24 protein-coding genes and 1 tRNA gene are annotated in these 25,549 nt (G+C 65.2%); 7 read left to right on the forward strand and 18 right to left on the reverse strand.

The features are described 5' to 3' along the window. Positions 1 to 2: 2 nt before the first annotated feature. Positions 3 to 986 (reverse strand): DUF1559 domain-containing protein, encoded by a 984-nt coding sequence (locus J8F10_RS11785; RefSeq protein WP_210661869.1) that lies wholly within the window; start codon positions 984 to 986, stop codon positions 3 to 5. Between the two features lie 218 nt (positions 987 to 1,204). Here J8F10_RS11785 and J8F10_RS11790 point away from each other — a divergent pair, with 218 nt between their 5' ends. The 5 genes from J8F10_RS11790 to J8F10_RS11810 are packed head-to-tail and all read left to right on the forward strand — an operon-like array spanning position 1,205 to position 7,369. Further along, entirely contained in the window at positions 1,205 to 1,840 is a 636-nt protein-coding gene (locus tag J8F10_RS11790) for a GntR family transcriptional regulator (RefSeq protein WP_210654015.1), read from the forward strand. Further along, positions 1,830 to 3,038 (forward strand): M20 family metallopeptidase, encoded by a 1,209-nt coding sequence (locus tag J8F10_RS11795; protein WP_210654016.1) that lies wholly within the window; start codon positions 1,830 to 1,832, stop codon positions 3,036 to 3,038. Before J8F10_RS11790 ends, J8F10_RS11795 begins: the two co-directional genes overlap by 11 nt. Continuing rightward, positions 3,035 to 4,486 carry a DUF1501 domain-containing protein gene (locus J8F10_RS11800; RefSeq protein WP_210654017.1) on the forward strand — a complete coding sequence of 484 codons (1,452 nt, stop codon included), beginning with the start codon at positions 3,035 to 3,037 and terminating at the stop codon, positions 4,484 to 4,486. The genes J8F10_RS11795 and J8F10_RS11800 overlap by 4 nt, the downstream gene beginning before the upstream one ends. Before the next feature lie 19 nt (positions 4,487 to 4,505). Beyond that, positions 4,506 to 6,659, forward strand: coding sequence for a DUF1549 and DUF1553 domain-containing protein (locus tag J8F10_RS11805; protein ID WP_210654018.1), 2,154 nt, complete (start codon positions 4,506 to 4,508; stop codon positions 6,657 to 6,659). A gap of 26 nt (positions 6,660 to 6,685) precedes the next feature. Beyond that, complete coding sequence (locus J8F10_RS11810) at positions 6,686 to 7,369, forward strand: RraA family protein (RefSeq protein WP_210654019.1); 684 nt, start codon at positions 6,686 to 6,688, stop codon at positions 7,367 to 7,369. Positions 7,370 to 7,745: 376 nt separating this feature from the next. On the opposite strand, the gene J8F10_RS11815 is transcribed toward J8F10_RS11810, so the two are convergent. The 8 genes from J8F10_RS11815 to J8F10_RS11850 form a co-directional block, all read right to left on the reverse strand. Continuing rightward, a tRNA-Ser gene (locus tag J8F10_RS11815) sits at positions 7,746 to 7,832 on the reverse strand. Between the two features lie 84 nt (positions 7,833 to 7,916). After that, the gene (locus J8F10_RS11820) at positions 7,917 to 8,132 is read right to left on the reverse strand and encodes a hypothetical protein (RefSeq protein WP_210654020.1); all 216 of its coding nucleotides are present in this window, start codon (positions 8,130 to 8,132) and stop codon (positions 7,917 to 7,919) included. Positions 8,133 to 8,213: 81 nt separating this feature from the next. Next, positions 8,214 to 8,861 carry a DUF883 family protein gene (locus tag J8F10_RS11825; RefSeq protein ID WP_210654021.1) on the reverse strand — a complete coding sequence of 216 codons (648 nt, stop codon included), beginning with the start codon at positions 8,859 to 8,861 and terminating at the stop codon, positions 8,214 to 8,216. After that, a complete protein-coding gene (locus J8F10_RS11830) occupies positions 8,846 to 9,283 on the reverse strand; it encodes a phage holin family protein (protein WP_210654022.1) in 438 nt (145 codons plus the stop codon). Before J8F10_RS11830 ends, J8F10_RS11825 begins: the two co-directional genes overlap by 16 nt. A gap of 574 nt (positions 9,284 to 9,857) precedes the next feature. After that, entirely contained in the window at positions 9,858 to 10,370 is a 513-nt protein-coding gene (locus J8F10_RS11835; RefSeq protein WP_210654023.1) for a hypothetical protein, read from the reverse strand. A 9-nt stretch (positions 10,371 to 10,379) separates the two neighbouring features. Then, complete coding sequence (locus tag J8F10_RS11840) at positions 10,380 to 12,251, reverse strand: alpha-amylase family glycosyl hydrolase (RefSeq protein ID WP_210654024.1); 1,872 nt, start codon at positions 12,249 to 12,251, stop codon at positions 10,380 to 10,382. Positions 12,252 to 12,329: 78 nt separating this feature from the next. Next, on the reverse strand, positions 12,330 to 13,256 hold the full coding sequence (locus J8F10_RS11845; RefSeq protein ID WP_210654025.1) for a YihY/virulence factor BrkB family protein: 927 nt from the start codon (positions 13,254 to 13,256) through the stop codon (positions 12,330 to 12,332). A 113-nt stretch (positions 13,257 to 13,369) separates the two neighbouring features. After that, positions 13,370 to 13,543 (reverse strand): DUF1328 domain-containing protein, encoded by a 174-nt coding sequence (locus J8F10_RS11850; RefSeq protein ID WP_082840763.1) that lies wholly within the window; start codon positions 13,541 to 13,543, stop codon positions 13,370 to 13,372. Between the two features lie 448 nt (positions 13,544 to 13,991). Here J8F10_RS11850 and J8F10_RS11855 point away from each other — a divergent pair, with 448 nt between their 5' ends. Further along, positions 13,992 to 14,225, forward strand: a complete 234-nt coding sequence (locus J8F10_RS11855) for a DUF2934 domain-containing protein (protein ID WP_210654026.1) — start codon at positions 13,992 to 13,994, stop codon at positions 14,223 to 14,225. Between the two features lie 78 nt (positions 14,226 to 14,303). Here the strand turns inward: J8F10_RS11855 and J8F10_RS11860 are convergent, their stop codons facing one another. The 3 genes from J8F10_RS11860 to J8F10_RS11870 all read right to left on the reverse strand — a co-directional run bounded on the left by J8F10_RS11860 (position 14,304) and on the right by J8F10_RS11870 (position 15,814). Further along, complete coding sequence (locus J8F10_RS11860; protein ID WP_210654027.1) at positions 14,304 to 14,819, reverse strand: TspO/MBR family protein; 516 nt, start codon at positions 14,817 to 14,819, stop codon at positions 14,304 to 14,306. A 38-nt stretch (positions 14,820 to 14,857) separates the two neighbouring features. Beyond that, positions 14,858 to 15,322: a DUF2383 domain-containing protein gene (locus J8F10_RS11865; protein WP_210654028.1), complete on the reverse strand. Its 465-nt coding sequence runs from the start codon at positions 15,320 to 15,322 to the stop codon at positions 14,858 to 14,860. A 69-nt stretch (positions 15,323 to 15,391) separates the two neighbouring features. After that, on the reverse strand, positions 15,392 to 15,814 hold the full coding sequence (locus J8F10_RS11870) for a hypothetical protein (RefSeq protein ID WP_210654029.1): 423 nt from the start codon (positions 15,812 to 15,814) through the stop codon (positions 15,392 to 15,394). A 176-nt stretch (positions 15,815 to 15,990) separates the two neighbouring features. Here J8F10_RS11870 and J8F10_RS11875 point away from each other — a divergent pair, with 176 nt between their 5' ends. Further along, positions 15,991 to 16,398, forward strand: a complete 408-nt coding sequence (locus J8F10_RS11875) for a hypothetical protein (protein ID WP_210654030.1) — start codon at positions 15,991 to 15,993, stop codon at positions 16,396 to 16,398. A 233-nt stretch (positions 16,399 to 16,631) separates the two neighbouring features. Here the strand turns inward: J8F10_RS11875 and J8F10_RS11880 are convergent, their stop codons facing one another. The 6 genes from J8F10_RS11880 to J8F10_RS11905 form a co-directional block, all read right to left on the reverse strand. Then, positions 16,632 to 17,102 carry a hypothetical protein gene (locus tag J8F10_RS11880; protein WP_210654031.1) on the reverse strand — a complete coding sequence of 157 codons (471 nt, stop codon included), beginning with the start codon at positions 17,100 to 17,102 and terminating at the stop codon, positions 16,632 to 16,634. 143 nt (positions 17,103 to 17,245) lie between these two features. Then, a complete protein-coding gene (locus J8F10_RS11885; protein WP_210654032.1) occupies positions 17,246 to 17,653 on the reverse strand; it encodes a DUF883 family protein in 408 nt (135 codons plus the stop codon). Positions 17,654 to 17,717: 64 nt separating this feature from the next. After that, positions 17,718 to 19,535, reverse strand: coding sequence for an AI-2E family transporter (locus J8F10_RS11890; RefSeq protein ID WP_210654033.1), 1,818 nt, complete (start codon positions 19,533 to 19,535; stop codon positions 17,718 to 17,720). Between the two features lie 147 nt (positions 19,536 to 19,682). Continuing rightward, positions 19,683 to 20,867, reverse strand: coding sequence for a hybrid sensor histidine kinase/response regulator (locus J8F10_RS11895; protein ID WP_210654034.1), 1,185 nt, complete (start codon positions 20,865 to 20,867; stop codon positions 19,683 to 19,685). Further along, entirely contained in the window at positions 20,845 to 21,312 is a 468-nt protein-coding gene (locus J8F10_RS11900; protein WP_246523198.1) for a response regulator, read from the reverse strand. Before J8F10_RS11900 ends, J8F10_RS11895 begins: the two co-directional genes overlap by 23 nt. Further along, on the reverse strand, positions 21,269 to 25,480 hold the full coding sequence (locus J8F10_RS11905; RefSeq protein ID WP_210654035.1) for a PAS domain S-box protein: 4,212 nt from the start codon (positions 25,478 to 25,480) through the stop codon (positions 21,269 to 21,271). The genes J8F10_RS11900 and J8F10_RS11905 overlap by 44 nt, the downstream gene beginning before the upstream one ends. Between the last annotated feature and the right edge of the window lie 69 nt (positions 25,481 to 25,549).

A 25,549-nucleotide genomic window follows, 5' to 3' on the forward strand; every position in this document is an offset into this window, starting at 1 on the left:
ACTTACGGTGCATCGACGAGAACCTCGCCACCGGCATAACTCGCCATAGCGCGGTACGTGCTAAGCGGAATCGAGTCCCGAACGAAGTGAACGGAGCCGTCGGCGTAGACGAACTGGACACCCCCCGTGTGCTTGCTCTTGAACCCGTGGTAGCTCCCCCACTCGGCCTGGTCCAAACTCGTCGTGTTGATCGGCACCCCGTTCGCGTGCTTGATGTAGTTCGGGGGCATCGCACACGTGAGCGTAGCTTCGACCGAATGCGCCCACGAGAACCCGTTGCCCGGTTGCGTGCCGTTCGCGTAATCCGCGGTCCAGATGTCCTCGCCGACCATGACCGTATTGCTCGTCCCGTCCGCGATGCCGACGAGTGTGACCGACGTCTTCCACCGGTCGAGTGAGAAAAGCCCGTTGGCACCCCAGAACCCGTCGCCGGAATTTACGAATGCGGGGTTCGCGTTGGCATAATCGCCGTAGTTGAAGTTGCTCCCCAGCACACCTTTGTAATTGGTCAATCCCACGACGTAGTTGGTCTGCGAGTACCGGGACCGTGCGTTGAAGGTCCGTATCGATGACATCTGGTCACTTGGGCACAAGTATGTTTTGATCGATTGACCTAACGCAGGGCTGGCCGCCAAAGTGGACGTGGGGATGTTACCGACCTTGTAGACGTTGTCCTGCTCGAGGTGGGGCAGAATGAGCGCCAAGAAGCTCCACGAACTGGAGCTGTAGAACGGTCCGCCGAAGGCCGCCCCGTCGCTGTAGTCCCCGTACCGGCTGGCCGGGAGCTTGTCGTTCTGGTCGTGGTAGTTGTGAATGGCGAGGCCGATCTGCTTCAGATTGTTGCTGCAACTCATGCGTGCAGCAGCCTCGCGCACCTTTTGGACCGCCGGCAACAGTAGGCCGATCAGAATGGCGATGATTGCGATGACGACCAACAGCTCGATCAGCGTGAACCCGCGACGCGAGCGCTCGAAAGGCCGGGACATGGGGGCACCTCAAATGACCGTGAGAGGAAGTGGAACGAGGAAATTCGCACTAATATCATAATTCTCAACGAGACTGAGAGGCCCGATCCAGACACCGCGGAGTGAGGTGAACGCGGTGTGTGCGCTGATTGAAAATCCGACCACGATTGTTGACAATCTACACAGTCGACAATATTGTAGTCAACAGGAATTCCAAAGAAATTGGGAGGCACCTTGAAATGTCAAGCCCCCGTGGGGTGTTAAGCACCCGCGAGCAGATCACTGATCGCCTCCGGGAAGACGTGTTCGCCGGTCGCCTGCACGCGGGCGACCGAGTGTCCGAAGCGACGCTCGCCGAGCGGTTCGGTGTGAGCCGCGGGCCGATCCGGGAGGCACTCTCGCTCCTCACGAGTGAGGGGCTGTTTGTCACAAAACAGAACTGCGGCGTGACCGTTGCCCCGCCCGCACCGGAAGCGATCCGCGGGCTCGTGCTACCGATCCGGCAGACAATCGAGGTGTACGCGTTCAAGCAAATATTTGATTCTCTTACGCCCGACGACTTCCGTTACTGGGACGACGTGCTGTACCGCATGGATCGGGCGTGCCAGCAGAAAGAGTGGCAACTGCTCCCGCAACTCGACCTCGCGTTCCACCGCCACGTGCTGGAGCGGGCCGGTTCGCCCGATTTGCTCGCCATCTGGCAGACGATCGTGACCCGGCTGCGGGCGCACTTCTGGGAGACGGTTCGCGAGCACAACGAGCGAAACGATCTTGCCCGACTGCACGGGCACCACGCCGAACTGCTCGAAGCGTTTCGGAAAGGGCCGAAGACCGCGGCCGTGGAAGCCCTGGAGCGGCACATCGATGAGAACTGAGGCCCGTCATAGCGGGGCGCACCCGCTGCCCGCCGTGTGCGCCGCGGTAAACGCGAAGCGACTGCTGGAAACAGCGGTTCGGCTCATCGCGAAGCCCAGCCCGACCGGTTCGGCCGGCGCCGCCGCGGACGAACTCGCGGCCGTACTCGCCGAGGACGGGTTCGCCGTCGAGCGCCCGCCCGCCGGGCACCCGACGGCGCCGGCGGTCGTGGCACGGCTCTCGTCCGGGCGCCCGGGCCGGACCCTCCAGTTCAACGGCCACCTCGACACCGTTCACCTACCGTTTGTTCCCCCGAAAGTATCGGGCGACCGCCTCACCGGGAGCGGAGCAGCCGACATGAAGGGTGGCATCGCGGCGGCCGTCGAAGCACTGCGGGCGGTGCGCGACGCCGGCGGGCTGGCGGGCGGCGGAATCCTCCTCACCGCACACGACCTGCACGAGACGCCGTGGGGCGACGGCAGCCAACTCGACCGGCTCGTCGCCGACGGGATCGTCGGGAACGCGGTGCTGCTCCCGGAATACTTCAACGCGGCGCTGCCGGTGATCGGCCGCGGCGGATTCACGTGGGCCGCGACCATCCGGCGGCCCGGGCCGCCGGTCCACGAGGTGAACCGGCCGAACGAGCCGAGCGTCATCGCGGTCGGGGCCGAACTCGTCACCCGCCTCGCCAGACTAGATGCCGAACTGTCGCGACAATCGGACCCACTGGCCGGGGCCGCGAGCGCGTTCGTCGGCACGATCCAGAGTGGGTCGATCTACAACGAATTCCCACAGACGTGTCGGCTCGAAGGCACCCGCCGCTGGCTCCCCGGTACACGGTTCGCCGACGCCGACCAGCAGTTCCGCGCCCTGTGCGCGGCCCTGGCAAGTGATACGGGGACGGCCATCGAGGTCGAAACGCGGCTCATGCGCGACGCCTTCCGGCTGGACACGTCCGACCCGTTCGTCGGAGTGTTCCAGTCCGCGTATGCGACGCTCGTCGGCGAGCGCCTGCCGATCGGCGGGAAGCCGTTCGTGGACGACGGCAATTCTTTCTGGTCCGGGGCCGGCATCCCGGCCGTCACCCACGGCCCGACGGCCGGCGGAGCACACACCACCGCGGAGTGGGCGAACGTCGATGATCTGGTCCGCGTCGCCCGACTGTACGCACTGGTGGCGACGATGTACTGCCCCGATACCCCGGGAGGCCGAGCATGAGCCGGACCCACCACCGCGGGGCGACCCGCCGCTCGTTCCTCGCCGACACCGGCCTCGGGTTCACCGGGCTGGCCCTCGGAGCGATGTTCTTCCGCGACGGCGTCGGGCGCGCGGCCGACCCGATGGTCGGGGTCGAGAGCGGCCCGCACCACCCGGCGAAGGCGAAGAACGTCATCTGGATCTTCTTGTGCGGCGGCGTTTCGCACCTCGAAAGTTGGGACCCGAAGCCGGCGCTGAACAAGTACAACGGCAAGTCGATCGCCGACACCCCGTTCGCGGACGCGGTGAAGGCGGAGAGAAAGGACGTGGTCGAGGGGAACCCGAAGCACGGTAACCGCAAAATGCTCATGGGCCTGAACTGCGGCACCGCGCGGTACGGTAAATCCGGACTGCTCGCGGCCGACTGGTGGAAGCACACCGCTGAGATGGCGGACGACCTGGCCGTCGTGCGAACGGTGTGGACGACCGACAACGACCACGGGGCGATGCTCCAATTCCACACCGGTCGGCACGTTCGCGAAGGGGCTTACCCGACAATCGGGTCGTGGGCGTGCTACGGCCTCGGGGCACTGACGGGCAACCTGCCCGAGTACGTCGTCCTGGGCGTTCCGCCGGGCGACTGCTGCGGCGGCGAATGGGCGCACGGGGCCGCGTACCTCGGCCCGGAACACGCCGGCGTTCGGCTCAACCTCGAAGGCGCCCCGCTCCCGTTCGGCAAACTGCCGGCGGGTAAGACGGCGAAAGAACAGGCCGACGAGTTCGGACTCATCGGCAAGCTGAACCGCCTCTCGGGGATCGACTACCCCGACGACCCGCAGGTGCAGGCGCGGATCAAGTCTTACGAGCTTGCTTTCAAGATGCAGACCGCGGTACCCGAAACGCTGCAACTCGAAAAGGAGTCGGAGAAGACCCGTGCCCTGTACGGCGTGGACCGGGCTGAAACGGCCGCGTTCGGGAAGATCTGCCTCACGGCCCGGCGCCTGGTGGAGCGCGGGGTGCGGTTCGTCCAGGTGTACCACGGGGGCGGGGGCGGAGGTGACTGGGACGCCCACTCCAAAATCAAAGATAACCACACGAAACTCTCGACGCAGACTGACAAGCCCATCGCCGGACTGCTCCGCGACCTCAAACAGCGCGGGTTACTGAAGGACACGCTCGTGGTGTGGGCGACCGAGTTCGGGCGCTCGCCGGGCGCGGAGGGGGACGGCCGCGACCACCACCCGCAGGCGTTCAGCGTGTGGCTGGCCGGAGGGGGGATTCGGGGTGGCGTGGTTCACGGCAAGACCGACGAGATCGGCTTCCACGGAATCGAGGACCGGCACTACGTGACCGACGTCCACGCGACCGTCCTGCACCAACTCGGGCTCGACCCGCGGAAGCTCGAGGTGCCCGGCCGCAAGCGGCTGGAGATCGACTTCGGCGAACCGATCACCGGCATCATCGGCTGACGCACGAGGGCGCACGAGTATGACCCGTTTTGCCACCGCGTTCGCGTTCGCGCTCCTGTTACCGCTGGTCGCGAGCGCCAAACCGGTTCACAAGCAGTCGCTCCTGGCGCACATGGGGCCGTACCTGCCGGCGCGCGCGAACGACTGCCGGTTGTGTCACGTTCCGGGCGAAACCGCCCCGCACGCGGACAAACCCCGGAACGCCTTCGGCGAGCGCCTCGAAGAGGTTCGCGGCGAGTTGAAAGAAGCCGGCAAGCCGTTCGACATCGCGGCCCGGTTCAACGCCGTCGCCAACGAGGACTCCGACGGGGACGGAGTGTCGAATCTGGTCGAGGTGCTGACGGGACACTTCCCCGGTGACCCGCAGGATAAGCCGACCGCGGACGAGGTCCGGGGCGCCGAGAAGACCGTCGGCAAGTACACGCGGTTCCTCGCGTCGTACCCGTGGCGGCCGTTCGAGCCCGTGAAGCGCCCCGCAGTGCCGAAAGCCGGTGACGGCTGGGGCGCGAACCCGATCGATGCCTTCATCGCCGACGGGCACCGCGAACACGACCTCACCCCTCGACCCGACGCGGGCAAAGCCGCACTCATTCGCCGCGTGTACTTCGACCTCATCGGCCTACCCCCGACGCCCGCGCAGGTGAAGGCGTTCGAGGCGGATTCCTCCAAAGGCGCTTACGAGAAAGTGGTGGACGAACTACTCGCGTCGCCGCGATACGGCGAACGGTGGGGCCGCCACTGGATGGACGTGTGGCGGTATTCGGACTGGGCGGGGTGGAGCGGCGGGAACTCCGTCCGCGACAGCCAGCCGCACGTGTGGCGGTGGCGGGACTGGATCATCGAGAGCCTGAACGCCGATCTGGGTTACGACCAGATGATCCACCAGATGCTCGCCGGCGACGAGATCGCACCGGCCGACCCGAAGGTGCTGCGCGCGACGGGGTACCTGGCGCGGAACTACAAATCGAGCCGCGAGAAGTGGATGACCGACGTGGTCGATCACACCTTCCTGGCGTTCCAGGGGCTGACCATCGGCTGCGCCCGCTGCCACGACCACTTCTACGACCCGATCAAACAAACCGAATACTACCAGGTGCGGGCGGTATTCGAGCCGCACAACATCCGAATCGACCCGTTGGGCAGTGAGAAGGACACGAAGAAGGACGGGCTGGCCCGCGCCTTCGACGCGGACCCGAACGCGCCGACGTACCTCTACGAGCGCGGCGACGAGCGCCACCCCGACAAGTCGCGGCCGATACTCCCCGGCATTCCCAGCGCACTGAACGAGCCGTTTCCGGCGGTGAAGCCCGTGAAAGGGGAGTCGGGGGAAAGCACCGGCCGGCGCCGGGCGTTCGCCCACTGGCTCACCGACACCAAAAACCCGCTCACGGCCCGCGTCGCGGTGAACCACATCTGGATGCGGCACTTCGGCCAGCCGATCGTGCCGAGCGTGTTCGATTTCGGCAAGAACGGGCGCCGGCCGATGCACCCGGCGCTGCTGGACTGGCTCGCGGCCGAGTTCGTCGAACACAAGTGGTCGATGAAGCACCTGCACAAGTTGATCGTGACCAGCCGCACCTACCGGCAGGGCTCGACGCCGGATGCGAAGAACTTGGCGGCCGACCGCGACAACGTCTACTTTTGGCGGGTGCCCACGCACCGACTCGAAGCCGAGGCCGTCCGCGATCAGCTCCTGTTCGTGGCCGGCAAGCTCGACCTGACGACCGGCGGACCGGACCTCGACCACAACTCCGGGCTGACGGTTTACCGGCGGAGCCTCTACTTCCGGCACGCGCACGAGAAACAGATGGAGTTGCTCAAGCTGTTCGACGCGGCCGGGGTGAGCGAGTGCTACCAGCGGCGCGAGAGCATCGTTCCCCAACAGGCGCTCGCGCTAGTCAACAGCCCGCTGAGCGCCGAGATGGCGCGTCTGGTCGCGCGGCAAATCGAAACCGAAGCGGGAACCGACCCCGAGAAGTTTGTGACGGCCGCGTTCGAGCGGGTCATCGGGCGGGCACCGACCGCGACGGAGCGGTCCGAGTGTATCGCCTTCATGGACGCACCCGTAGCACGCGGGAGCGAGAAGGAGGCCCCGATGGACGCGGCCGAACGCCGCCGCACCGGGGTCGTCCTCGCGCTGTTCAACCACCACGAGTTCGTCACCGTGCGCTGAGCGATAACGTCCGACGGGGGATAGAAATGTCCGATGCGACACCGACCGAGTCCGAACTGTGGCAGCGCCTGCAAACGCGGTCGTATGTCGCCGCGGTGTGCGACATCCTTGACGCGCTCGACTTTCGCCAGCAGGCGATGCACCACCGCCTGCGCCCGTTGCTCCCGGACCGCGAGCGGTGCGGGTTCATTGGGCGCGCCCGGACGGTCCGCTGGATGGAGGCCGATTACGCCGACGAGGAGAACCCTTACGGGCTGGAAATCGAGGCGATCGACGCCCTTCGACCGGGCGACGTGGTCGTCCACTCGACCGACTTCGCCGGAACGAACGCGCCGTGGGGCGAGTTGATGTCCACCGCGGCGCAGTGCCGCGGGGCGGTCGGGTGCGTGTGCGACAGCCAGATCCGCGACTGCCTGAAGACGATCGAACTCGGCTTCCCCGTCTACTACACCGGCATCCGCCCGCTGGACTCGATGGGGCGCGGCCGGGTGATGGCCTACGACGTCCCGGTGCGGTGCGGCGACGTGCTCGTGCGCCCCGGGGACACCGTTTTCGCCGACTTCGACGGCATCGTGGTGATTCCCGCGTCGGTCCTCGCCCAAGTTGTCGATCGGGCTTGTCACAAGGCCGAACAGGAATCTCTTTCCCGAAAAGAGTTGAAAGCGGGCCGGACCCTGCGAGAGGTTTATGACCGCTACGGCGTCTTGTGAGGCAGATCGATCATGAACCAAAGCCGTAACGATGCCGATCGTGCGATTCGCGCGAAGCTAATGCGGACCGCGTATCGGAAAGTCGTGGAACCCCACCCAGCGCAGCACCACCGCTCACTTCGCGCCGATTGATGTCGGTCACCACCGCTCGTCCGGCTCCCGTCTGCTTCGAGGCACCGGCGCACGGCCCCCGCGTTTCGGGACGCCGTCCGAGCCTAACTCACGCGGCCGCACATCAGCTTCCCAAAATCACGGACCGCGTAACACCTAAAGGAAATCCGACAGATCGAGGTTTTTGGCCGGGTGTCGTGAAGTGAGATGTGCCGAAAGTCCATGAAAAAACGCCAGTTGCGTCACTTTGCAACTGGCGTTTAAGCGGAGAGGGAGGGATTTGAACCCTCGATACCATTGCTGGTATATCGGTTTTCGAGACCGACGCATTCGACCACTCTGCCACCTCTCCGGGTCATTCCGAATTCTAGTACCCGGACACGGCAGCGAACAGACGGGTTCGCGATCTCGTGAGTTAGGAATTTACCTCGGGCGGTTACAACTCCTCACGCCGGCCGTTACTCGCTAGCAGAAGCAGGCCACTCACAACTACGATCCCGCTCACGAGCGGCGGCACCCAGATGGTTCTTTCCTTCTCGCGCCACATCTCAGCCGGGCCGTCACCGACCTGTTCCGTTGTGACGTAACTGAACCCTTCCCAGCCGAGAGCCATTGCCCCGAGAGCAACGAGTATGATCCCCACGATTCGCACGCTCCCCTCCCCCCGTATGCTTCGTGACCGGGTTCGAGTCCCCCACGTTCCCGGTCACGAAGCGCACAAATTCGTCCGGTCTTATGCGGAATTGCGGCGGGCATCGAACCGGGCGGCGAGGGGCGATGCGTCGGCGCCTGACGCCTTATCTGCCAAAGCGGTCGCGGCCTCGTCTACCAAGCGCGGCACACCGGTTTCGATGTTGGACTTCAGTGAAGCCGATACCGAGTTGATCGCGGTTTCGGCAAGCTCTTTCAGTTTGCCGCTAATCATCCCCATGAACTCGTCCGCGATTCCCGGTTCACGTGGGGCGGACGGGGCCGCGGCCGGTTGCGGGACCGGGGGGGGGGCAACCGCGAGTGCGCTGAACGATTCCCGTCGCGACGCCGTCAGGTACCCGACAATACCACCCAGGAGCGCCGAGACCCCGACCGCGGTCCACGGGTTCTGGCGGACGTGCGCGGAGATGTCGAATACGCCCTTCATGCTCTCGCTCACTGCGGCCGTCGCTTGTTTGACGGTTTCGCTCACCGTTTCCGGCGCGCTCGACACGAACGACCGGACCGCGTCGACGGTACCGGAAATCGTGTCCGCCGCGGTCTGCACCGTACCGACCACCTGGTTCTCCAGGGCGGTGACCTTCTCAGTGAGGGACTCGCGCGTCTGGAGCATTTCCCGCTCGATTTCCTCGGGCGTCTTTTCGACGGCGGGGGTTACTTGGTCTGCCACGAGATGTTCTCCTTGAGCGCGTTAAGAGTTTTATCCGGGAGCGGGTTAAACCGTTCGAGCAGACCGTAGCTGATCCAACCGAGCGCCCCGCCGACCGCGAAGAACAGCCCGCCCACGATGCCCCACGAGGCCCACATCGCGAACTGGAACTGCTCGTGCATGAAGTACGCGAGCGCGGTAATGAGCCCTAGTGCCCCGACCGTGCCGAACACGACCCCCAGCGCACCGAACTCGGCGGCCCGCTTCGACCGCTTGAAGTCCTCGCGCACCTCCGACTTCAGCATTTCGGCCTGCTGGCGGAGGAGCGTTTGTGCGTCGTTGATGATCCCCGAGACGAGGCCGGCCATCGAGTTCGATGGCTCGCTCGGTGCGCGGTTGGAACCGTCGTATGTGGGAGGGGGGGCGGCTTCGGTGGTGGCCATCGGGGTCTCCTGGAACAGGTAACCAATGTCTCATCCGAATGCACGTTGCGTGCCGGACACAGGAAGTGCCTTTTTGCGGCATTTTGGTACCTACCCCTCGCCGCGTTGGTACTTGGCTAACATCCGCTAACATTTCGGCCTTGGAGGACCGTGTGAACTCACCTCCCCTACCAATTCACGGTATTTCCAGACTATTTGTGTCGTTGCCCGTCCAACCGCCCGGGAAAACGACTAACACAGGCTGACAAACGCTACCATACCGCGATTTTCTCCCCGAACGCACCCGTTCTCGGTACTGTAGCGCGTCGAACAACTCACCTGGTAATTGCAAAGAGTATACGGAATTACACAATGACGGTTGTTGCGAACCGACGTGTCAGACACTGTGCTGTAATACGCCATCGACCCGGCGGCTCTGCGTGGCGGTCGCGATGCAAACGGCATGAATTTCGTCTGCCCTTTGCAATTCTCGGGCCGCGCACGGGGGTGCTCTCTAATGGGCACGCGAGCGCCAGTAAATGAACGGGGCCGACCGGATTCCACCGGTCGGCCCCTGCGAGTCAAGCGGCTCGAATTAGTTCTTGGCTGCTTGAATAACGATCTTGATCGCGTCCTTCGCGTCGTGCTTCGATTCCTCCGGGTCGAAGGCGATCCCGCCCTCCCCCTCCAACCGCGAGATGTCGTCCTTGCTCTCGATCTCGTGAACCGTCGGGAGGTTCTTGAAGTCGCCCCGGAGTGCCCGCAGTGCGAACCGCTCTTGGTCGATGTCGGAGCCCGACCGGAACCCCATCTCGCGGAACGTCGCGCCGAGCCACGACGAGCGCCCGAACAGGTACTGGAGCAGGAACAGCCCGCCGATGGCCGGGAGCACCAGCCACCAGGGGTTCGCCAGCGCGGTGAGCCCCAGGCCCACCACAATCAGTACACCGATCGCCGCCTTCGTCATCCGTCCCGCGCTCCACTCGCGCTCGAGTTGAGCGAGCCGGTCCGAAATGGCCTGCGGGCCGGCATCCGCTAGACACGCGAGGCGGCTTTCCAAATTGGTCTCCTTCAGGCACTCGCGGGTCGCGGAGATGCGGATGTTCATGCTGCGTCCTCAGGAGTTGTGGGCTTGTGCGAACACCAGCACGCTGTACGGGCCGATGTTTACGGCCGCGTGGTTCGGCAACCCGTCGCACTCGCCGACTTCGGCGGTCGCGTCGGAGGAAGGGTGGTTGCCGAACAGTGTGCTGTAACCCTCCCAGTCTGAGTTGAGGAGCAACTTCCATGCCCCTGGTGCCGGGAAGCCGATCCGGAAGTTCTCTCGTGCGTCACGGTGAAAGTTCACAACTACTACAACAGAATCATTTTCCCCACCCTCCATCCACCGGTGAAACGCGATCACTTTTGCCGTCTCATCGGCGCGAATCACCTGAACGTGCTGCCCGGCCAGCCCCCGCGTCTGACCGCCCCGGTTCAACCGCAGGTTGATGAGGTCGCGGTACAGGCGCACGATCCCTTTGAACTCCGCGCGCTTGTCCCAATCAACGGGGACCGTGTCCCGGAACCACTCGCCCTCCAGGAATTCCTGCCCCTGAAAGAGCATCGGAATGCCCGGCGCGGTGAACACCAGGGCCGCGGCGAGCGTGGACCGCTTCTGCGCGAACCAGTTCTTCGGGTCGCCCGGCGCGATCTCGTGGACCACGCGGGCCTTACCGTTGGCGACTTCGTCGTGGCTCTCGCTGTAGATCACGCGCTGGAACGCGTCTGCGTTGTACCGGTTGGTGAGCGCCCCCGCGACCGCGCCCATCGACCGGTGCTCGTCTTCGGCCGCAATAACGGCTTCGCGGATCGGGTGAACGAACTGGTCGTCCCACTGGCTCCCGTACCCGGCCCCGCCCTCTCCGACCGTCTTCGTGATCCAGTCGTTGTGTTGCAGGTCTTCGGCGATGGTGATCGTGTTCGGGTGCTTCTCGCGGATCTCGCCGTTCACCCACTGCATCAGGGTCCAACCGTCCGGGAGGTTCGGCTCGCCGTCCGCGCGCACGCTGCGGATGTACAGAGTCATGTCCATACGGAGCCCGTCAATGTGGTAGTCCTCGACCCACATGAGCGCGTTGTCGCGGACGAACTGGCGCACTTCGGGGCGCCCGTAATCGGGCCGGGTCGCGCCCCACGGGGTCTCGTTGCGCCAGTCCTGGTAGAAGTAGATCCCACCGCCATCGTTCTCGCTCCACCCATCGAACCGCCACAGGTCGAGGTCGCTCGGCCCGAAGTGGTTGTAAACCACGTCGAGAATGACCGCGAACCCGTTGCGGTGCGCCTCGCGCACGAACTCCTTGAACTTCTTTGGGCCGCCGTAGGAACTCTCGACCGCGAACATGTGGGCCGGGTTGTACCCCCAGGACCGGTCGCCCGCGAACTCCGCCACCGGCATCACCTGGATGCAGTTCACCCCGAGGCGCTTCAGGTGATCGAACCGGCGCACGATGCTCTCGAACGTCGCGGGCATCGGGTCGTCCGGTTTCTCGTCGTTGAACGTGCCAACGTGCAGTTCGTAGATGACCATCTCGTTCCACTTCGGGCTGGGGAAGAACTCCTCGCCCCAATCGAAGTTCGGATCGTGAACGACGCCGTTGCCGACGGAGTTGGTCACCTCGCGCGCGTAGGGATCGATCTTCGAGAGCTCGCCCGCCGGCGTCTGGAGCACGAAGCGGTACTCCGCGCCGATCTTCGCGCCGGGCACGTCGGCGTACCAATAGCCCTCGTCGTTCTCGCGCGTCAGCGGGTTCTTGGCCTTGTCGAAGTTGTTGAACGTGCCGACCACGGCGACGCTCTCGGCGTGCGGCGCCCAAACCCGGAACGCGACCCCCGCGGCGTGCGGGATCGCACCCATCCCGGGGTGAGCGGCGGGCGCAGACGCGCGCCCGCGCCGGACTTCCGCCGCGGGGTAGGGTCGAGTTCGGGCGATGGGCTTCGTCGCGGGCATTTGTTGGCTCCTCAATGAAGTCAGCGGGCGCCCTTCGCGCCCGCCGGGCAATTAGGAAGAAAAGCGCGATCCGTTCTGTTAGCTCACGGCCGCCGGCGCGAGGCCCGGGGTCGTTGCCGCGCGCGGTTCCACCAGCGCGCCGTCCGGGGTGCGGACCCCGGACCCGAATCGTTGGGCGTACACGAACGTGAGTTCCGCACCGAACAGCAGGATTTGTGTCGAGTAGTAGATCCACACTAAGAGTACCACGAACGCGCCCGCGGCACCGTAAGTCGAACCGACCGCCGCTTTACCCAGGTACAACCCGATGAGGTAGCGGCCGATCGAGAACAGCCCGGCCGTCACGCACGCGCCGACCCCCACGTCGCGCCACGAGAGCTTCGTCTCCGGCAGCCACTTGAAGATCATCGCGAACAGCGCCGCTGTGAGCGCGAAATTCAGCACAAAATTGACCACTTGCGCGAGCGCGTCCATGCCGGGCAGCCAACCGGAAATGCGGCTGTTGATGCCCGCGAGTACCGCCGTCGCGACGAGTGAGACGAGCAGCAGGAACGCGGCCCCGCAAACGAGCGAGAACGAAAGGAGCCGCTCCTTCACAATAGTCAGGATGCCCCCTTCCGACTGGCGCCCGGGCACCTTCCAGATCGTGTTGAGCGCGCTCTGCATGTCCGCGAACACGCCCGAAGCGCCGAAGAACAGCACGCACCCGGCGATCACCGCGGCAAAGATCCCATCGGACTGCGACGAGCTCTTCAGCACGAGCTGTTCGACGAAACTCGCCGCTTCCACACCGATCGTGTCGCGGAACTGCTCGACGATCTCGCCGCGCGCGGCCTCTTCTCCGAACGCGAGCCCCGCGATGGCGACCACAGCCAGCAGCAGCGGTGAGAGCGACAGCGCGGTGTAATACGCGAGTGCGGCCCCGATCCGCGGCGCCTTGTCTTCAATGAACTTCGCACCCGAGTCTTTCAACAATTTCCACACGTCTCGTGGCTTCATCTTCATCGTTTCGACCCCGATGGTGCCAGGCCCATTGCAACGCGCACGCCAAACACAGTAACCAAACGCAGCGACCCACCCTGATTGGGTGGGTCGCTGCGAGCGGCACTGGTTCACCGCTAGACGACGTCTCTGGTGGACCGGCCCCCCAAAACGAGGGAGACTACGAACATCACCAGGAACACGAAGAACAGGATCTTGGCGGCAACCATCGAAGTGCCGGCCACGTCGGTGAAGCCGAACAGGGCCGAAATCAGCGCGACGACCAAGAACATTAGTGCCCAGCGGAGCATGGCTAGCTCTCCAAATTAGTGGTGCGTGAGGAGGACTACTATTGTGAACTGCCGCGACTCTTCGAGTACGACAGGTTGACACGAACGCGGAGCCGTCTGTATCGTTTCTGCCGATCCATCCGATCAGCAGTCTGTTCGGTCATCCCGCCTCGCGGCGAGTGATTGAGGTAATGCAGACACCGTGCCAATTCGCAATTCAACGACGTGGGAAACGATCCCGGAGCGCGAAATCGAGAACGGAGACGAGTCGAATGCACGCACAAAACGCTGTTTTCCCAGCACTATCACATTGCGAACACGTCACAACACCGAGTGCCCGCGCCCAATTTTTCACCCCCACCGCGCGACACAGCGCAAGAGAGTTCTCAAAGTCGCGCGCGGGTGAAGCGTCCTGCGTAGAATGTCGCGCCCGATCTTCCACAGTTAGCCTCCCACCCCGGAGAACCACATGGCCAGCAAGAGTCCCGCGCGAAGCGGCACCCATACACCGGTCACCCAGCGTACTAATCCGGCCGAAGCATCGGAATCGGTCTCGCTACAACCTACTCCGAACCCCGCGAAGACGAGCGAGGACAAGATTCGCGCGCGGGCGTTTTTCTTGTGGGAACAAGCCGGCCGCCCGGAAGGGGACGGCGCGGAGTTCTGGCTGCGTGCAGAACAGGAACTTGTTGCCCCGCGGTAGTAACGTGACCCACCAACAACGCGAAGGCCCGCTCGAAATATCGAGCGGGCCTTCGCGTTTGATCGGTACTCGCGCTTCTCAACCGCCGTGGATCACGATCGCGGCATTGAGTGCCGCGGCGAACGTGACCCACAACCAGTACGGCAAAAGGAGCAACCCGGCGAGGCGCGATACCAGGAAGAATTCGGCCATTGTGACCGCGACCAAAACCCACAACAGGCAAATGTCGAGGAATCCCAGCAGCGGGCTGTGCAGGCCGAAGAAGCACACGCTCCAGGCCAGGTTCAGAACGAGCTGGAGCCCGAACGCGGCCAGCGGGCAGCACACGTCGTCGCTGTTCCGCTCGACCCAGACGATAGAAGCGGCGACCGCCATCATCGCGTACAGGGCCGTCCACACCGGGCCGAACACCCAGTCGGGCGGGGTCCAGGTCGGCTTCGCGAGGTCGCGGTACCAACCGTCCACCGCGGGAGCGGTAACGAGCCCACCGAGCACACCGACGAGAGCGGTCGCGGCGACGATTACTGCGACCCCGGTCAGCCCCGGCGCCGGCTTGGTCGTGCTACCGACAGAACTGCACGTGAGAGAAGACATGAGGGAAATCCTTTCGGGCGCCGGGGAGCCATTACCACTTAATCGTGGTGACTGCAACCGAGAAGGTGATTGAGCTCCTCGACGTGCTTCCGGCACGCGGGTAACAGGTCCGTCAGAATCATCCGGTGACAATCCGCGTGAATTTCCGGATTGTGGAGCGCGTCTTCATACGCGCTGATGCCGTGTTCCTCGCCCTGGCGCAGCGCGGCGACGACCGTCGCGGGGCCGAGCGCTTTTGCGGTCGCGGTCACGGCGGCGGTGAACGTCCCCCAGACCGCGGAGCTTTCCGCCGGTGTGCCGCTGAACAGAACCACGCGGTCGCGCAGCTCGCGCACCGCGCGGCTGTGCTCGTCGCGGATCTTTTGCAGTTCCGAGATCACCTGAACGTCGTCGAACTTGCTCATCGCCTGAGTGTACGTTTCGACCGCCGACAGTTCGCCCCGCAGCAGCGAGTTCAGTGCTTCGGTATCGCAGGTCGTCGGTTCGTCTGTTGCCGTGCTCATCGGGGGCTCCTCATGAAAAATGCCCACCGGCAACGGTGCCGGCGGGCGTAGTAGTGTTCCGCCGACCGGTTACTTGTTCTCGATCACCTTGATCTTGAACGTGCCGCTCGTCGGGCTACCGCCGTCCGGGGTGCCGGTGATCTTGATCTCGTGTTCGCCGATCGCGGCATCCTTCGCGGCTACCACGGTAATGGTGAACTTCGTGTCGCCCTCACCGGCCTTGATCGAGTCCTTGTTCAATTTGACGTCGATCTTGTCCGGCTTGGAAGCCACGGACAATTTCACGTCTTTTTTGAAGTCCGAGCCGCGATCGATGCTCCCGTCGTAGACCTCGGTGTTACCTTGCTTCACATCTTTGGGAAGAGTGCTCGTGCCGCTGGGCAGCGAGATCTTGAAGGACGCACTCGTACCGGGCGTTCCGCCCTCGGGGCTCTTGTTGCAGCCGAAACTGAACGCCACCAGCGCCGCGGTCGCGATATGCCAAACGCGCATGTTGTTACCTCACCTGATCGACAGATTGGCCCGACGAGAGTGTCGGGTACCAAACGTTACGCAACCGCTGTGCCATATGAAGTCGCCGAACGGCATGGGCGTTGCATTCGAGGTAAAAGCAGTTGCGAACAACACGGGGCCTGCGGCCCTTAACTCTCGTGAATTGGAGCACAATCATGCCCATGCTTTCTCACCCGGCGTTCGGTCCGCGGACGGCTCTTGGGTACGTCACCGGTGGTTCCCTCCTGTGCGTGTGGACGCTCGTGTGGTACTTCACGCGCGAGTATGAGATGAGCCGTTCACAGTGGTTCTGGGTCGCGGGCCTGTTCCTCACAGGTGTAACGTTTATCTTCCTGGGGTTGATCCTCGGGCCGCTCGGCCGCGCCGCCCGGCAATCGGAACTGCCCCCGCAAGCGGTCCTGAATGCAGAAGCCGCTATTCAGCAAACGGCCGCGGCGCACCCGGCCGCGGTAGTAGCACCCGCGCCGACCAATGTCGCGGCGACAATCCCTGCGGCGGCTGTCAACGCCGCGCCGGTTGTGCAGGCCCCACTAGCTCCTCCTCAAGTGGCTCCCACTCACTAAAGAGCAGCCACCGACGCTCACTCGAACCGCTCCCGATATTTCGGGGGCGGTTTTGTTTTTCCCGGGATCGCGAGTGCCCCGCCCACTCGACTACGTGGCACAATAACCTTCTCGTTGAAGAGCGACTCAATTGCGTGCCCTATCGAGCGAGCCAAATACTTGCAGAGCCGAAAAACAATCGCGGCCGGGGTAATTCCCCGGCCGCGATGAGATTTCGTTGTCACACCCGGTGCTCACTTCGACCCGCTCCGCTGCCGCCCGATGACCCATTCGTCGAGTGGCTTCGCAGCTCTCTTCGCGGCGAGGATGCGGCGCACGCGCTTCGCCAACCCCGGCTCGCCTGCGGAGCGGAGCTGGCCCGCGCGTTCGTGCAGTCGGCGCACGGTTTCCACGGCCCAGCCGGGTTGGGCCACACGGTCCGCATTTAAGACGGCGTTGAGCTCGTCGAGATCGTTCGCAACGATCCCGCCGTAATCATAGATGAGCTGGCAAAGTGCCAGCGCCGCGAGGACCGTTTCCTGACCGCCGCGCGTGATGGCGGCCGACGCGGTTGGATCAATATCTTTGAGCCGCTCCGCGAATACCGCGTGCGCGTAGATCGCTCGGCACTCGCGAGTGAAGTCCGCGTTAAGGAGCTCGAGCAGATCATTTTTCGTGACGACGGATGGTGCGTATCGAGAGCGGCGAGTCGGAGGGGTGACCATCGAATAGGGTCTCCGTGACATTGGGCGTGTGCTCGAGAATCGCAAAGCTTGTGCCACAAATCACTTACTGTCAAAGCACAGGTACGAACGACGGCGACCCCGGGACGATTCCCGGGGTCGCCGTGTTGCGTCACGTTTAGCGATCAAAGCACGCGGGCGGTCCGCCCAATGAGGAGACCGACACCGAACCCGATGAGCAGGGCCGGGAGCGGGTGCTTGCGAACGAGGCTCGTGACCTCGCGCCCGAAGTCGCCGACCGAATCGGTGGTGGCGCTGTAGGCGTCTTCGGCCCACTGTTCCGCCTTGCCACCAGCGTTCCGAGCAGCGTCGCGGGCGTCGCCGGCCCACTCCTGGACCTTCTCGCGGGCGTGACCGGCTACGTCACCGGCCCGGTCGATCAGGCCCTGGGCATTGTCCTTCACGCGGTCCACGATGTTCTGGCCTTCTTGCTTCGCGCCCTGGGTCGCACCGGCGGCCCGGTCAGTCGCGTTCTTGGCCGCGTCCGCTGCGTTATCGATACCGTTCTTCATGCGGTCTTTGATATCAGCCACGGTACAAGCCTCCTGAAGAGTTTGAAGTCCGGGCGGAACCAGTTCCTCCCGATGACGCTCAGTGTTATGCACCCGCCGTGCCAACCAATTCGCTTTCGGCTTTCGCCGGGTGCTCCGTGAACCCGGCCCCCTCGGTCGCGAGCGTCGCGTGAATTTCTGTGAGGCGCTTGCGGGTGTCGGCCAGAGTTCGGTCGATGCCGTCAGTGTTTTTGATGGCTTCGCTGCGCGGGTCGAGGGCCGCGGACTCGAAGCCCCAGCGTCCGACGAGCAGTTTCACTTCCGGGAACCGCTGGCGCAGCCGGGCCAGCAGGTACCGCGCGTGGGTCACGCCCCCGGGCGGCATCGTCGCGATCACGACCACCGCGGGCCGGAACTCGGCGACGATCCCCACGAGTTCGGAAGCCAGCGTTTCATCCCCCGCGACCTTCACTTCCCAGCGGGCCGGGTCGAGAGTCATCGCGAACACTTCGGCCGCAACGTGCTCGGCTTCGTCGCGGGCGGGGACCACGAGCGCGCGCACCCGTGCTTCAAAGGCCCCGGTCGTCGGCGCCCGCAGCTCCGCAATCTCCTCCGCGATCTCCCGCGTCGCGCCCACCACGTACCGGAGGTCCGCCTTATCCAGATCGCCGTCTTCGTGGTCCCGGCGCGCCAGGCACAGGGCCGGAACGAGAACCTTGTCGAACGCGGCCTCCGCGCCGCTCTCTTCGGCCGCGCTCAGCGCGACCTCGGCCGCTTCGTCCTGGTCGCGGGCCGTAAGGCGCTGGTAGAACGCGACCTGTGGTTCCAGTGCCGGTTCGTCGCCGAGCAGCACGACGAAGAACTCGAACTGCCGGACGTGGCGCCCGAGCACCAGGAGGCACACGGTGAGCGGACCGGACAGGATCAGGCCGATCGGCCCCCACAGGAACGCCCAGAATGCTGCGGCCACCAGTTGTGCAACTTCCGACAAGCCCATGCTCTTGCCGTACAGGGTGGGCTCGATGAAGTTGTTGCAGATCGTTTCCAAACCGATGAACAGCACGAACACCGCGGCCGGTTGTCCCCACCCGGCCCCCCACTCGGGCGCGGTGGCGAACGAGAACAGCACCGGCGGGATCAGCCCCACCCACGTGCCGATGTACGGCACGTACCGCATCATCGTGGCGATGAAGCCCCACAACAGACAGTATTTCACGTCGAGGGCGAACAGCCCAACTGTGATAACGGCCCCGAACGCGGTGTTCACCATCAGTTGGCTGAGCAGGTACCGGCTGATGCGCTGGGACGCATCGTCTACGGCTTTCGTGGTTGTAGTCACCTTCCCGGAACCCAGGAGTCGGATCATCCGGTTGCGCAGGTCCTCGCGCTTCAGGAGCATGAACACGGTCAGGATGAACGTGAACGCCGCTTGGCCCAAAAACTCTGCCGCGGGGCTGAGGTACAGGTTCATTTGAGCGGCCAACGACGGGGCCGGCGATTCGACCATCATCGCGGGGGTCGTCAGGGGCTTCGGGGAGATGATGTTCGTCACGTCATCAACCAGGGAACCGAACCGGCTGCTCCCGTCGCCGACGAGCGCGGTTTTGGCCGCGGTGATCTTCTGCTTGATGATTTCCTGGCGGTCGGGGAGTGTTCCCGCGAGTTGCGTGACCTGCTGCGCGATAACGGCCCCGATCCCGGCACACACGAGGCCCAGAAAACCGACCGTAACAATTACGGCCGGGCTTCTCCCCAATCCGCGCCGCTGCAACCGGTTAACGACAGGAGCCAGCACGAACGCCAAGAAAATTGCGAGCGTCACCGGAATAAAAATCGAGCGCGCCCAGAAGAGCAGCGCCACGAGCACTGTACCAACGACCGTCGCAGACAGCGCGGTGAGCGCGCGTTGCCAGTCCGAAGACATAATGAGTCCCCTTCCGTGTGTAGAAGCGCAGACGAACGTTGCTTCGGTACACGCAAGGGGAGTGCCGCGGTGCGCAGCAAAGTGTTGCCCGGTGAAGCGCATTGGGGTGCGCGTTGTAAAGAGCCGAAACCGCTCAAATAGCCGGGCTCAAGCCGAACGTGATGTGGGCAAGTGGACCGTGAACGTCGCTCCGGTTCCCACTCCTTCACTGTGTGCAGAGACCGTGCCGCCGTGCATCTCCACCAGTCGGCGCACCAGCGCCAACCCGATCCCCAGACCCGATTGCGACCGGTTCAGCGTGCGATCGACCTGCGTGAACAGCCCGAAGAGTTGCGGGATCACGGCCGCGGGAATGCCCACCCCGGTGTCGCGCACGCTCACCGTCACGCGCCCGCCGGTGGGCGCCACCGTGAGCCACACGCGGCCCCCCGGCTCGGTGAACTTGCTCGCGTTGTTCAAGATGTTGCCGAACACCTGCGTGAGCCGGACCCGGTCGCATTCGAGCCGCACGGGGGCCGCCGGCACGTCCACGATCAGCTCCAGCCCGGCTTTCTCGAACAGCGACCGGCTCATATCGAGCACGGACTCCATAACGTCCTGAATGGTCAGCGGTTCGATGGTCAGGCGCAACTTACCGGTCGTGATCCGGGAGACGTCCAGCAGGTCTTCGACGAGGCGCTTGAGCTGCGCGACCTGGCGCTCCATGCGCTCGCGCTGGCGCCGAACGGTGTCGCCCGTGTCGTTCGCGAGCCGGAGGATCTCCAGGGCGTTCATGATGGGTGTGAGCGGGTTGCGCAGTTCGTGGGCCAGGAGCGCGAGGAACTCGTCCTTCCGCTTGTCGGCCTCGCGCAGCGCCGCGTTCGCCCGGGCCAGTTCGTCGGTCCGCTCTTGCACCTTGCGCTCCAGTTCGGCAGAGGCACGGGACTGCGCAACAGCGAAGCGGATCGCGCGATCCAGGAGGGACGAGGTGAGACCGGCTTTTTCCAGGTAATCGTCCGCGCCCGCGTCGAGCGCCTCGAAGTCGGTGCGCGAGTGCGCCTGACCGGTGAACAAAATGACCGGCGCCGAGCGCCCGCGGGCGCGGGCCTCGCGGAGCAGCTCGATACCGGTCCGCGCCCCGAGGTGGAAGTCCAACAGGTACACGTCGTGTGTGCCCGTGCAAATCGCCTCGAGCCCCTCCGCGTATTGGGGCGTCCAGTCCAGCGAGTACGGGCGCCCGGGCACGTCCGCCAGGCGCTCCTCGGTCAGGAACCGGTCGTCCTCGTCGTCGTCGATTAACAGCACCCGGGTCACGGAACCGGGCGGGCGGCTAACTTTGGGGTCCGTTCCCATCGGGAGGAAGCTCCACTATTTCGAGCCAGTACTTTCCGAGCGCTCGCACCACGTCGACCAGGCGCTCGAAGGTAACGGGTTTCGTGATGTACGACGCGGCCGACAGGTCGTAGCTCCGGAGCACGTCCTCCTCGGCCTTGGAGGTCGTCATCACCACAATGCGGATGTTGCGCAAGCGCGGGTCCGATTTTATCTCCTGAAGGGCCTCGCGCCCGTCCTTCCGCGGCATGTTCAGATCGAGGAGGATCAGCCCGGGGAGCGGGGCCGCGCCCTCGGCGGCGTACTTCCCGCGCTGGTGCAGGTAGTCGAGCAGCTCCTCACCGTCCTCCACGAACCGCAAATCGTTGGCCAAATGGTTCTCCTCGAACGCCTCGCGGGTGAGTTGGCGGTCGTCGGGGTCGTCATCGGCCATCAGGATCGTGATTGGCTTGCTCCTGTGGGGCATCGGCGTTGGTATCCTCGTGCGCTGGAGTTTGACGGACCGGGAGCGTGACCACGAACGTGGCCCCGTCCCCTTCCCGGCTGTGGGCCGTGATCGTCCCGCCGTGCCGTTCGGCGATCTTACGACAAATAGCGAGTCCGACCCCGGTCCCCTCGTACTCGTCCCGCCCGTGGAGCCGCTGGAACACTTCAAAAATCCGGTCCCGGTACTTCTCATCGAACCCGATCCCGTTGTCCCGCACGGACAACCGGTGCGCCGGCCCGCCCGCCCCCGGATCACCCGGGGGCGGGGTAACGAGTTCTCCCGCGATCTCCACGACGGGCGGTACGCCCGGTCGCTGAAATTTTACCGCGTTGGCGATGAGGTTCTGAAACAACTGCCGCATCTGCGTCGGGTCGGCACGGACCTCGGGCAGCGCCCCGATTACGACCCGCCCGTTCGCTTGCCCGATCCGAACGTCCAAATCCGACACGACCTCCCGGACCAGTTTACCCAAATCGAGCGGCTTGAACGGGCGCTGTTGCGTGGTGACGCGCGAGAACGAGAGCAGGTCGTCGATGAGCCGGCGCATCCGGCCCGCGGCGACCAGCATCCGGTCCACGTACTCTTTTCCCTTGTCGGGCAGCGCGTCGCGACACTTGGTGACGAGCCGGTCGCCGAACGCCTGAATCTTCCGGAGCGGCTCCTGGAGGTCGTGCGAGGCGATGTACGCGAACTTCTCCAGTTCGCCGTTACTGCGCTCCAGCTCGACCGCGACCGCCCGGACTTTGGCCTCGGTCCCCTTTCGGACCTCGATCTCGCCGGTCAGGGCCGCGTTCGCCTGCTCCAGTGCGGCCGTCCGCTCGCGCACCACCTGTTCCAGGAAGTCCCGCTGGCGCTTTTGATCGTCGATATCGGTGAGTGTTCCCACCCACTCGCCGACCGCGCCCGTCGGGTCGCGCAGCGAAATCGCCGCGGAGAGGAACCAGCGGTACTCGCCGTCCGCCGCGCGCCGCAGCCGGAACTCCTGCGAGAACCCGTCGGCCCGGTTCGCGACCGCGAGTTGCCACCCGGCGCGGAGCCGGTCCGCGTCGTCGGGGTGGAGTAAATCGCCCCCCCAACCCGACTCCCGCCCGGATTCGAGTTCCGCCCCGGTGTACTCGGCCCAGCGGCGGTTGAAGAACGTCACCGTACCGCGCGGGTCGGCCGTCCAGACGATTTGCGGAACGGTTTCGGTGAGCGTGCGGAACCGCAACTCGCTGGCCCGCATGTGCTCCTCGGCCCGGCGCTGCTCGGTCACGTCGCGCGAGACGCCGAGTAACCGGAACGGGCGCCCGTCCGCCCCGGGCAGCGGCGCGACCGACACGTCCCAGTACCTCGGGGTGCCCTTCGCGGTCGGGCAGAACCCCTGGAACCGCCCGACGGCGCCGGCGCGCGCGTCCGCGACCGCTTCCCGAATCGTCTCGCGGTTCGCGACCGGCCACTGTTCGGCCCACGCGCCGCCCCGGATCGCTTCAAAGTCGTCCACCTCCATCAGCCGGCACCCGGCCTGGTTCATTTCCAGCACGCGCCCGTCGAGGTCGAACACCTTCAGGCAGTCGGGGCTGTTCTCGAACACGCTCCGGCGAAACGCCTCGCTCTCGCCGATCAGTTCCACCGCGGTCTTCTGGTCGTGAATATCGGCCATCGACCCGATCCACTGGTCCACGCGCCCGTCGGCGTGCCGCAACGGGACCGCGACGCTCTGGAACCAGCGGTAGGTGCCGGTCCCGGTGTGCATCAGGCGGAACTCTTCGGAGAACCGGTCCGCTCCGCCGGAGGTGGCGTGATTCACGGTGCGCTGCCACGCCCCGTAAACACGGTCCCGGTCGTCCGGGTGAACCGCACGCATCCACCCGCCCCCGCGGGCTTCCTCCACTTGTAGTGCGGTCTGTTCGAGCCAGCGCCGGTTGAAGTACGTGATCTCGCCGTCCGCGCCCGCGTTCCACACGATGTGCGGGACCGCTTCGGTGAGCGTCCGGTACCGCTCTTCGTTGAGGCGCACCGCGATTTCGGCGGCGCGCTGATCGGTGACGTCCAGGCACAGGCCCGCGAACCCCACGAACGTGCCCCCGGACGTGTGCCGCGGCGTCCCTCGGGCCAGCACCCACCGGTACTCGCCGTCGTGCCGGCGCAGGCGGTACTCCAGCCCGAACGGCTCGCGCCGGTCGGCGGCGGCGTTGTAGATGTCCAGGTACCGGGCGCGGTCCTCGGGGTGGATGTCGTCGGCCCACCCGAAGCCGGCCAACTGGTCCGGTGTCCGCCCCGTGAACGCCAACCACGTCTTGTTGAAGTACGTGCGCCGCCGGTCCGGTTCCGAGAGCCAGATGAGGGCCGGGGAACTGTCGGCCATCGTTCGGAACCGCTCCTCGCTCTCGTGCAGCGCGCCACCGGTCCGGCGCCGATCGATGTACTGTGCGACGCTCGCCGCGACCGGCCCGAGATCGGCCACCAGCGCTTCGGACAACTTGGCGCGGGAGAACAGGGCCAAAACCCCGAGGACGCGGCCCTCCACGACGAGCGGGTAGCCGACGAACGACCGCATCCCCTCACGGGCCGCCCACGCCGGGTCACTCACGTTCGGGTCGTTCAGGACATCGTTCGTCAAGTGCGACGCGCCCGTCTGGGCGATTCGGCCGATCTTAAAATCGCCGACCCGGACCCGGCTGTGGGCTCCGTCCAGGTGCGTGTACAGACCGGCGCTCGCCCTCAGTTCGAGCCACTCGCCCGTTGCGTCCGTGAGCCAAATGCGCGCAAGCGCCGCGTCGAGAGAGCGGACCAGGGTTTCCACACAAGTTTGAAGGGCCGCGTTCGTTTCGCGGACCGTGGCGAGGGCCGATGACACGTCCGCCCGGAGCGCGGTCGCGCGGGCGCGCTCGGCCAGTTCGTCCGCCGTGCGCCTCTGCTCCGTAATGTCGTGGAGCACGACGCCCGCGCCCAACGTGTACCCGTCCGCCCGGCGCACCGGGAACGCGGTCACGTGCCACACCAGTGCCCCCCCGGTCGCGAGATTGGGGCGCTGGACGGTACCCGAGTACGCCCCGGACGCGCCGGTCGCGATCCGGCGGTACGTCTCCGCCAACTCGCGCGGGAAGTCGGGCAGCACGTCCGTGAGTTTGCGCCCCAAGTGCTCGCTCACCGGTTTGCCGTTCGCCGCGGCGAGGAACGTGTTGACCTTCTCGTACCGCAAGTCGTGGTCGAAAAAAACGATGCCCACCGGGGCGTTGTCGAGAAAGGCGTCCAGCCGGGCGAGCGCTTCGGCGGCCTGGTTCCGGGCCGTCATTAATTCCCCCTCGCGCTGCCGGAGGGCCGCCTCCACCACCCGGCGCCGGACGACCTCGGATTCCAGTTCTTCCTGCCGGGCCAGTGCGGAGGTGAGTGCGGCGCGCGCGCGCCGCTGGGCCACCCGCTGCGATTCCCCCAGGGCCGCACACGCGACCCCGCAAAAAAAGAACAGCGCGCTCGCCAACTGGTTCCCGAGCCCGGTAATGAAGAGCGTCCCGCGCGGCGGCAAGAAAAAATACATGTACCCGACCACGGTAATAATCAGGGTCACCAGTGCGGGCCGGAACCCGTGCTGCCAGCTCACGTACACGACCCCGAGGAGCGCGACGACGAAGATTTGGTCGTCGCGCAGGAGCGTGTCCACGACCCCGCGCACGAGTAGTGCGAGGACGCCGACCAGAACGGCGATGATGTAGGCGCGCCAGGGCACCCCGCGCCCGGCACCGGAGAGCGGGCGGTGGTGCTTGGTTCCCGTATCGGTTGCCGTCACCGCCCCGGTTACGGTGGGCACGACGCGCGGGATCACTTGAATCAGTGCAACGACCGCCGTCCACGACAGGACCGCGGTGACGGCCTTCATCACCCCCTCGAACCGGTACACCGGGTACTCGAAGAGCAGCGCGTCGATCAGGTGCGTGGTGCCGCACGCGAGGAGGAACAGCGCGAAGAGGACGAAGAGGCGCGGGAACGGCAGGTCGCGGCGCCGCGTAAAATAGAACAACATTAATGGAATCGAAACGTAGGCCAACCAGATCAAAAAGTCGCTGGTGGCGTGCAGCCAGATGAGGGCGGGGGTCCAACCGGTTCCGCCCTCCCCGCGCCGGGCGAATCCCGCGGGATCGAATAGACCGGTTAGTACCTCGAGCATGGCTTCCCTGAGATGGGCGAAGGGCCGAACGGGTCGGGGCGCCCGGCACACTCCGTGTACCGCGGCTCC

It is taken from the genome of Gemmata palustris (assembly GCF_017939745.1).
Lineage (GTDB): Bacteria > Planctomycetota > Planctomycetia > Gemmatales > Gemmataceae > Gemmata > Gemmata palustris.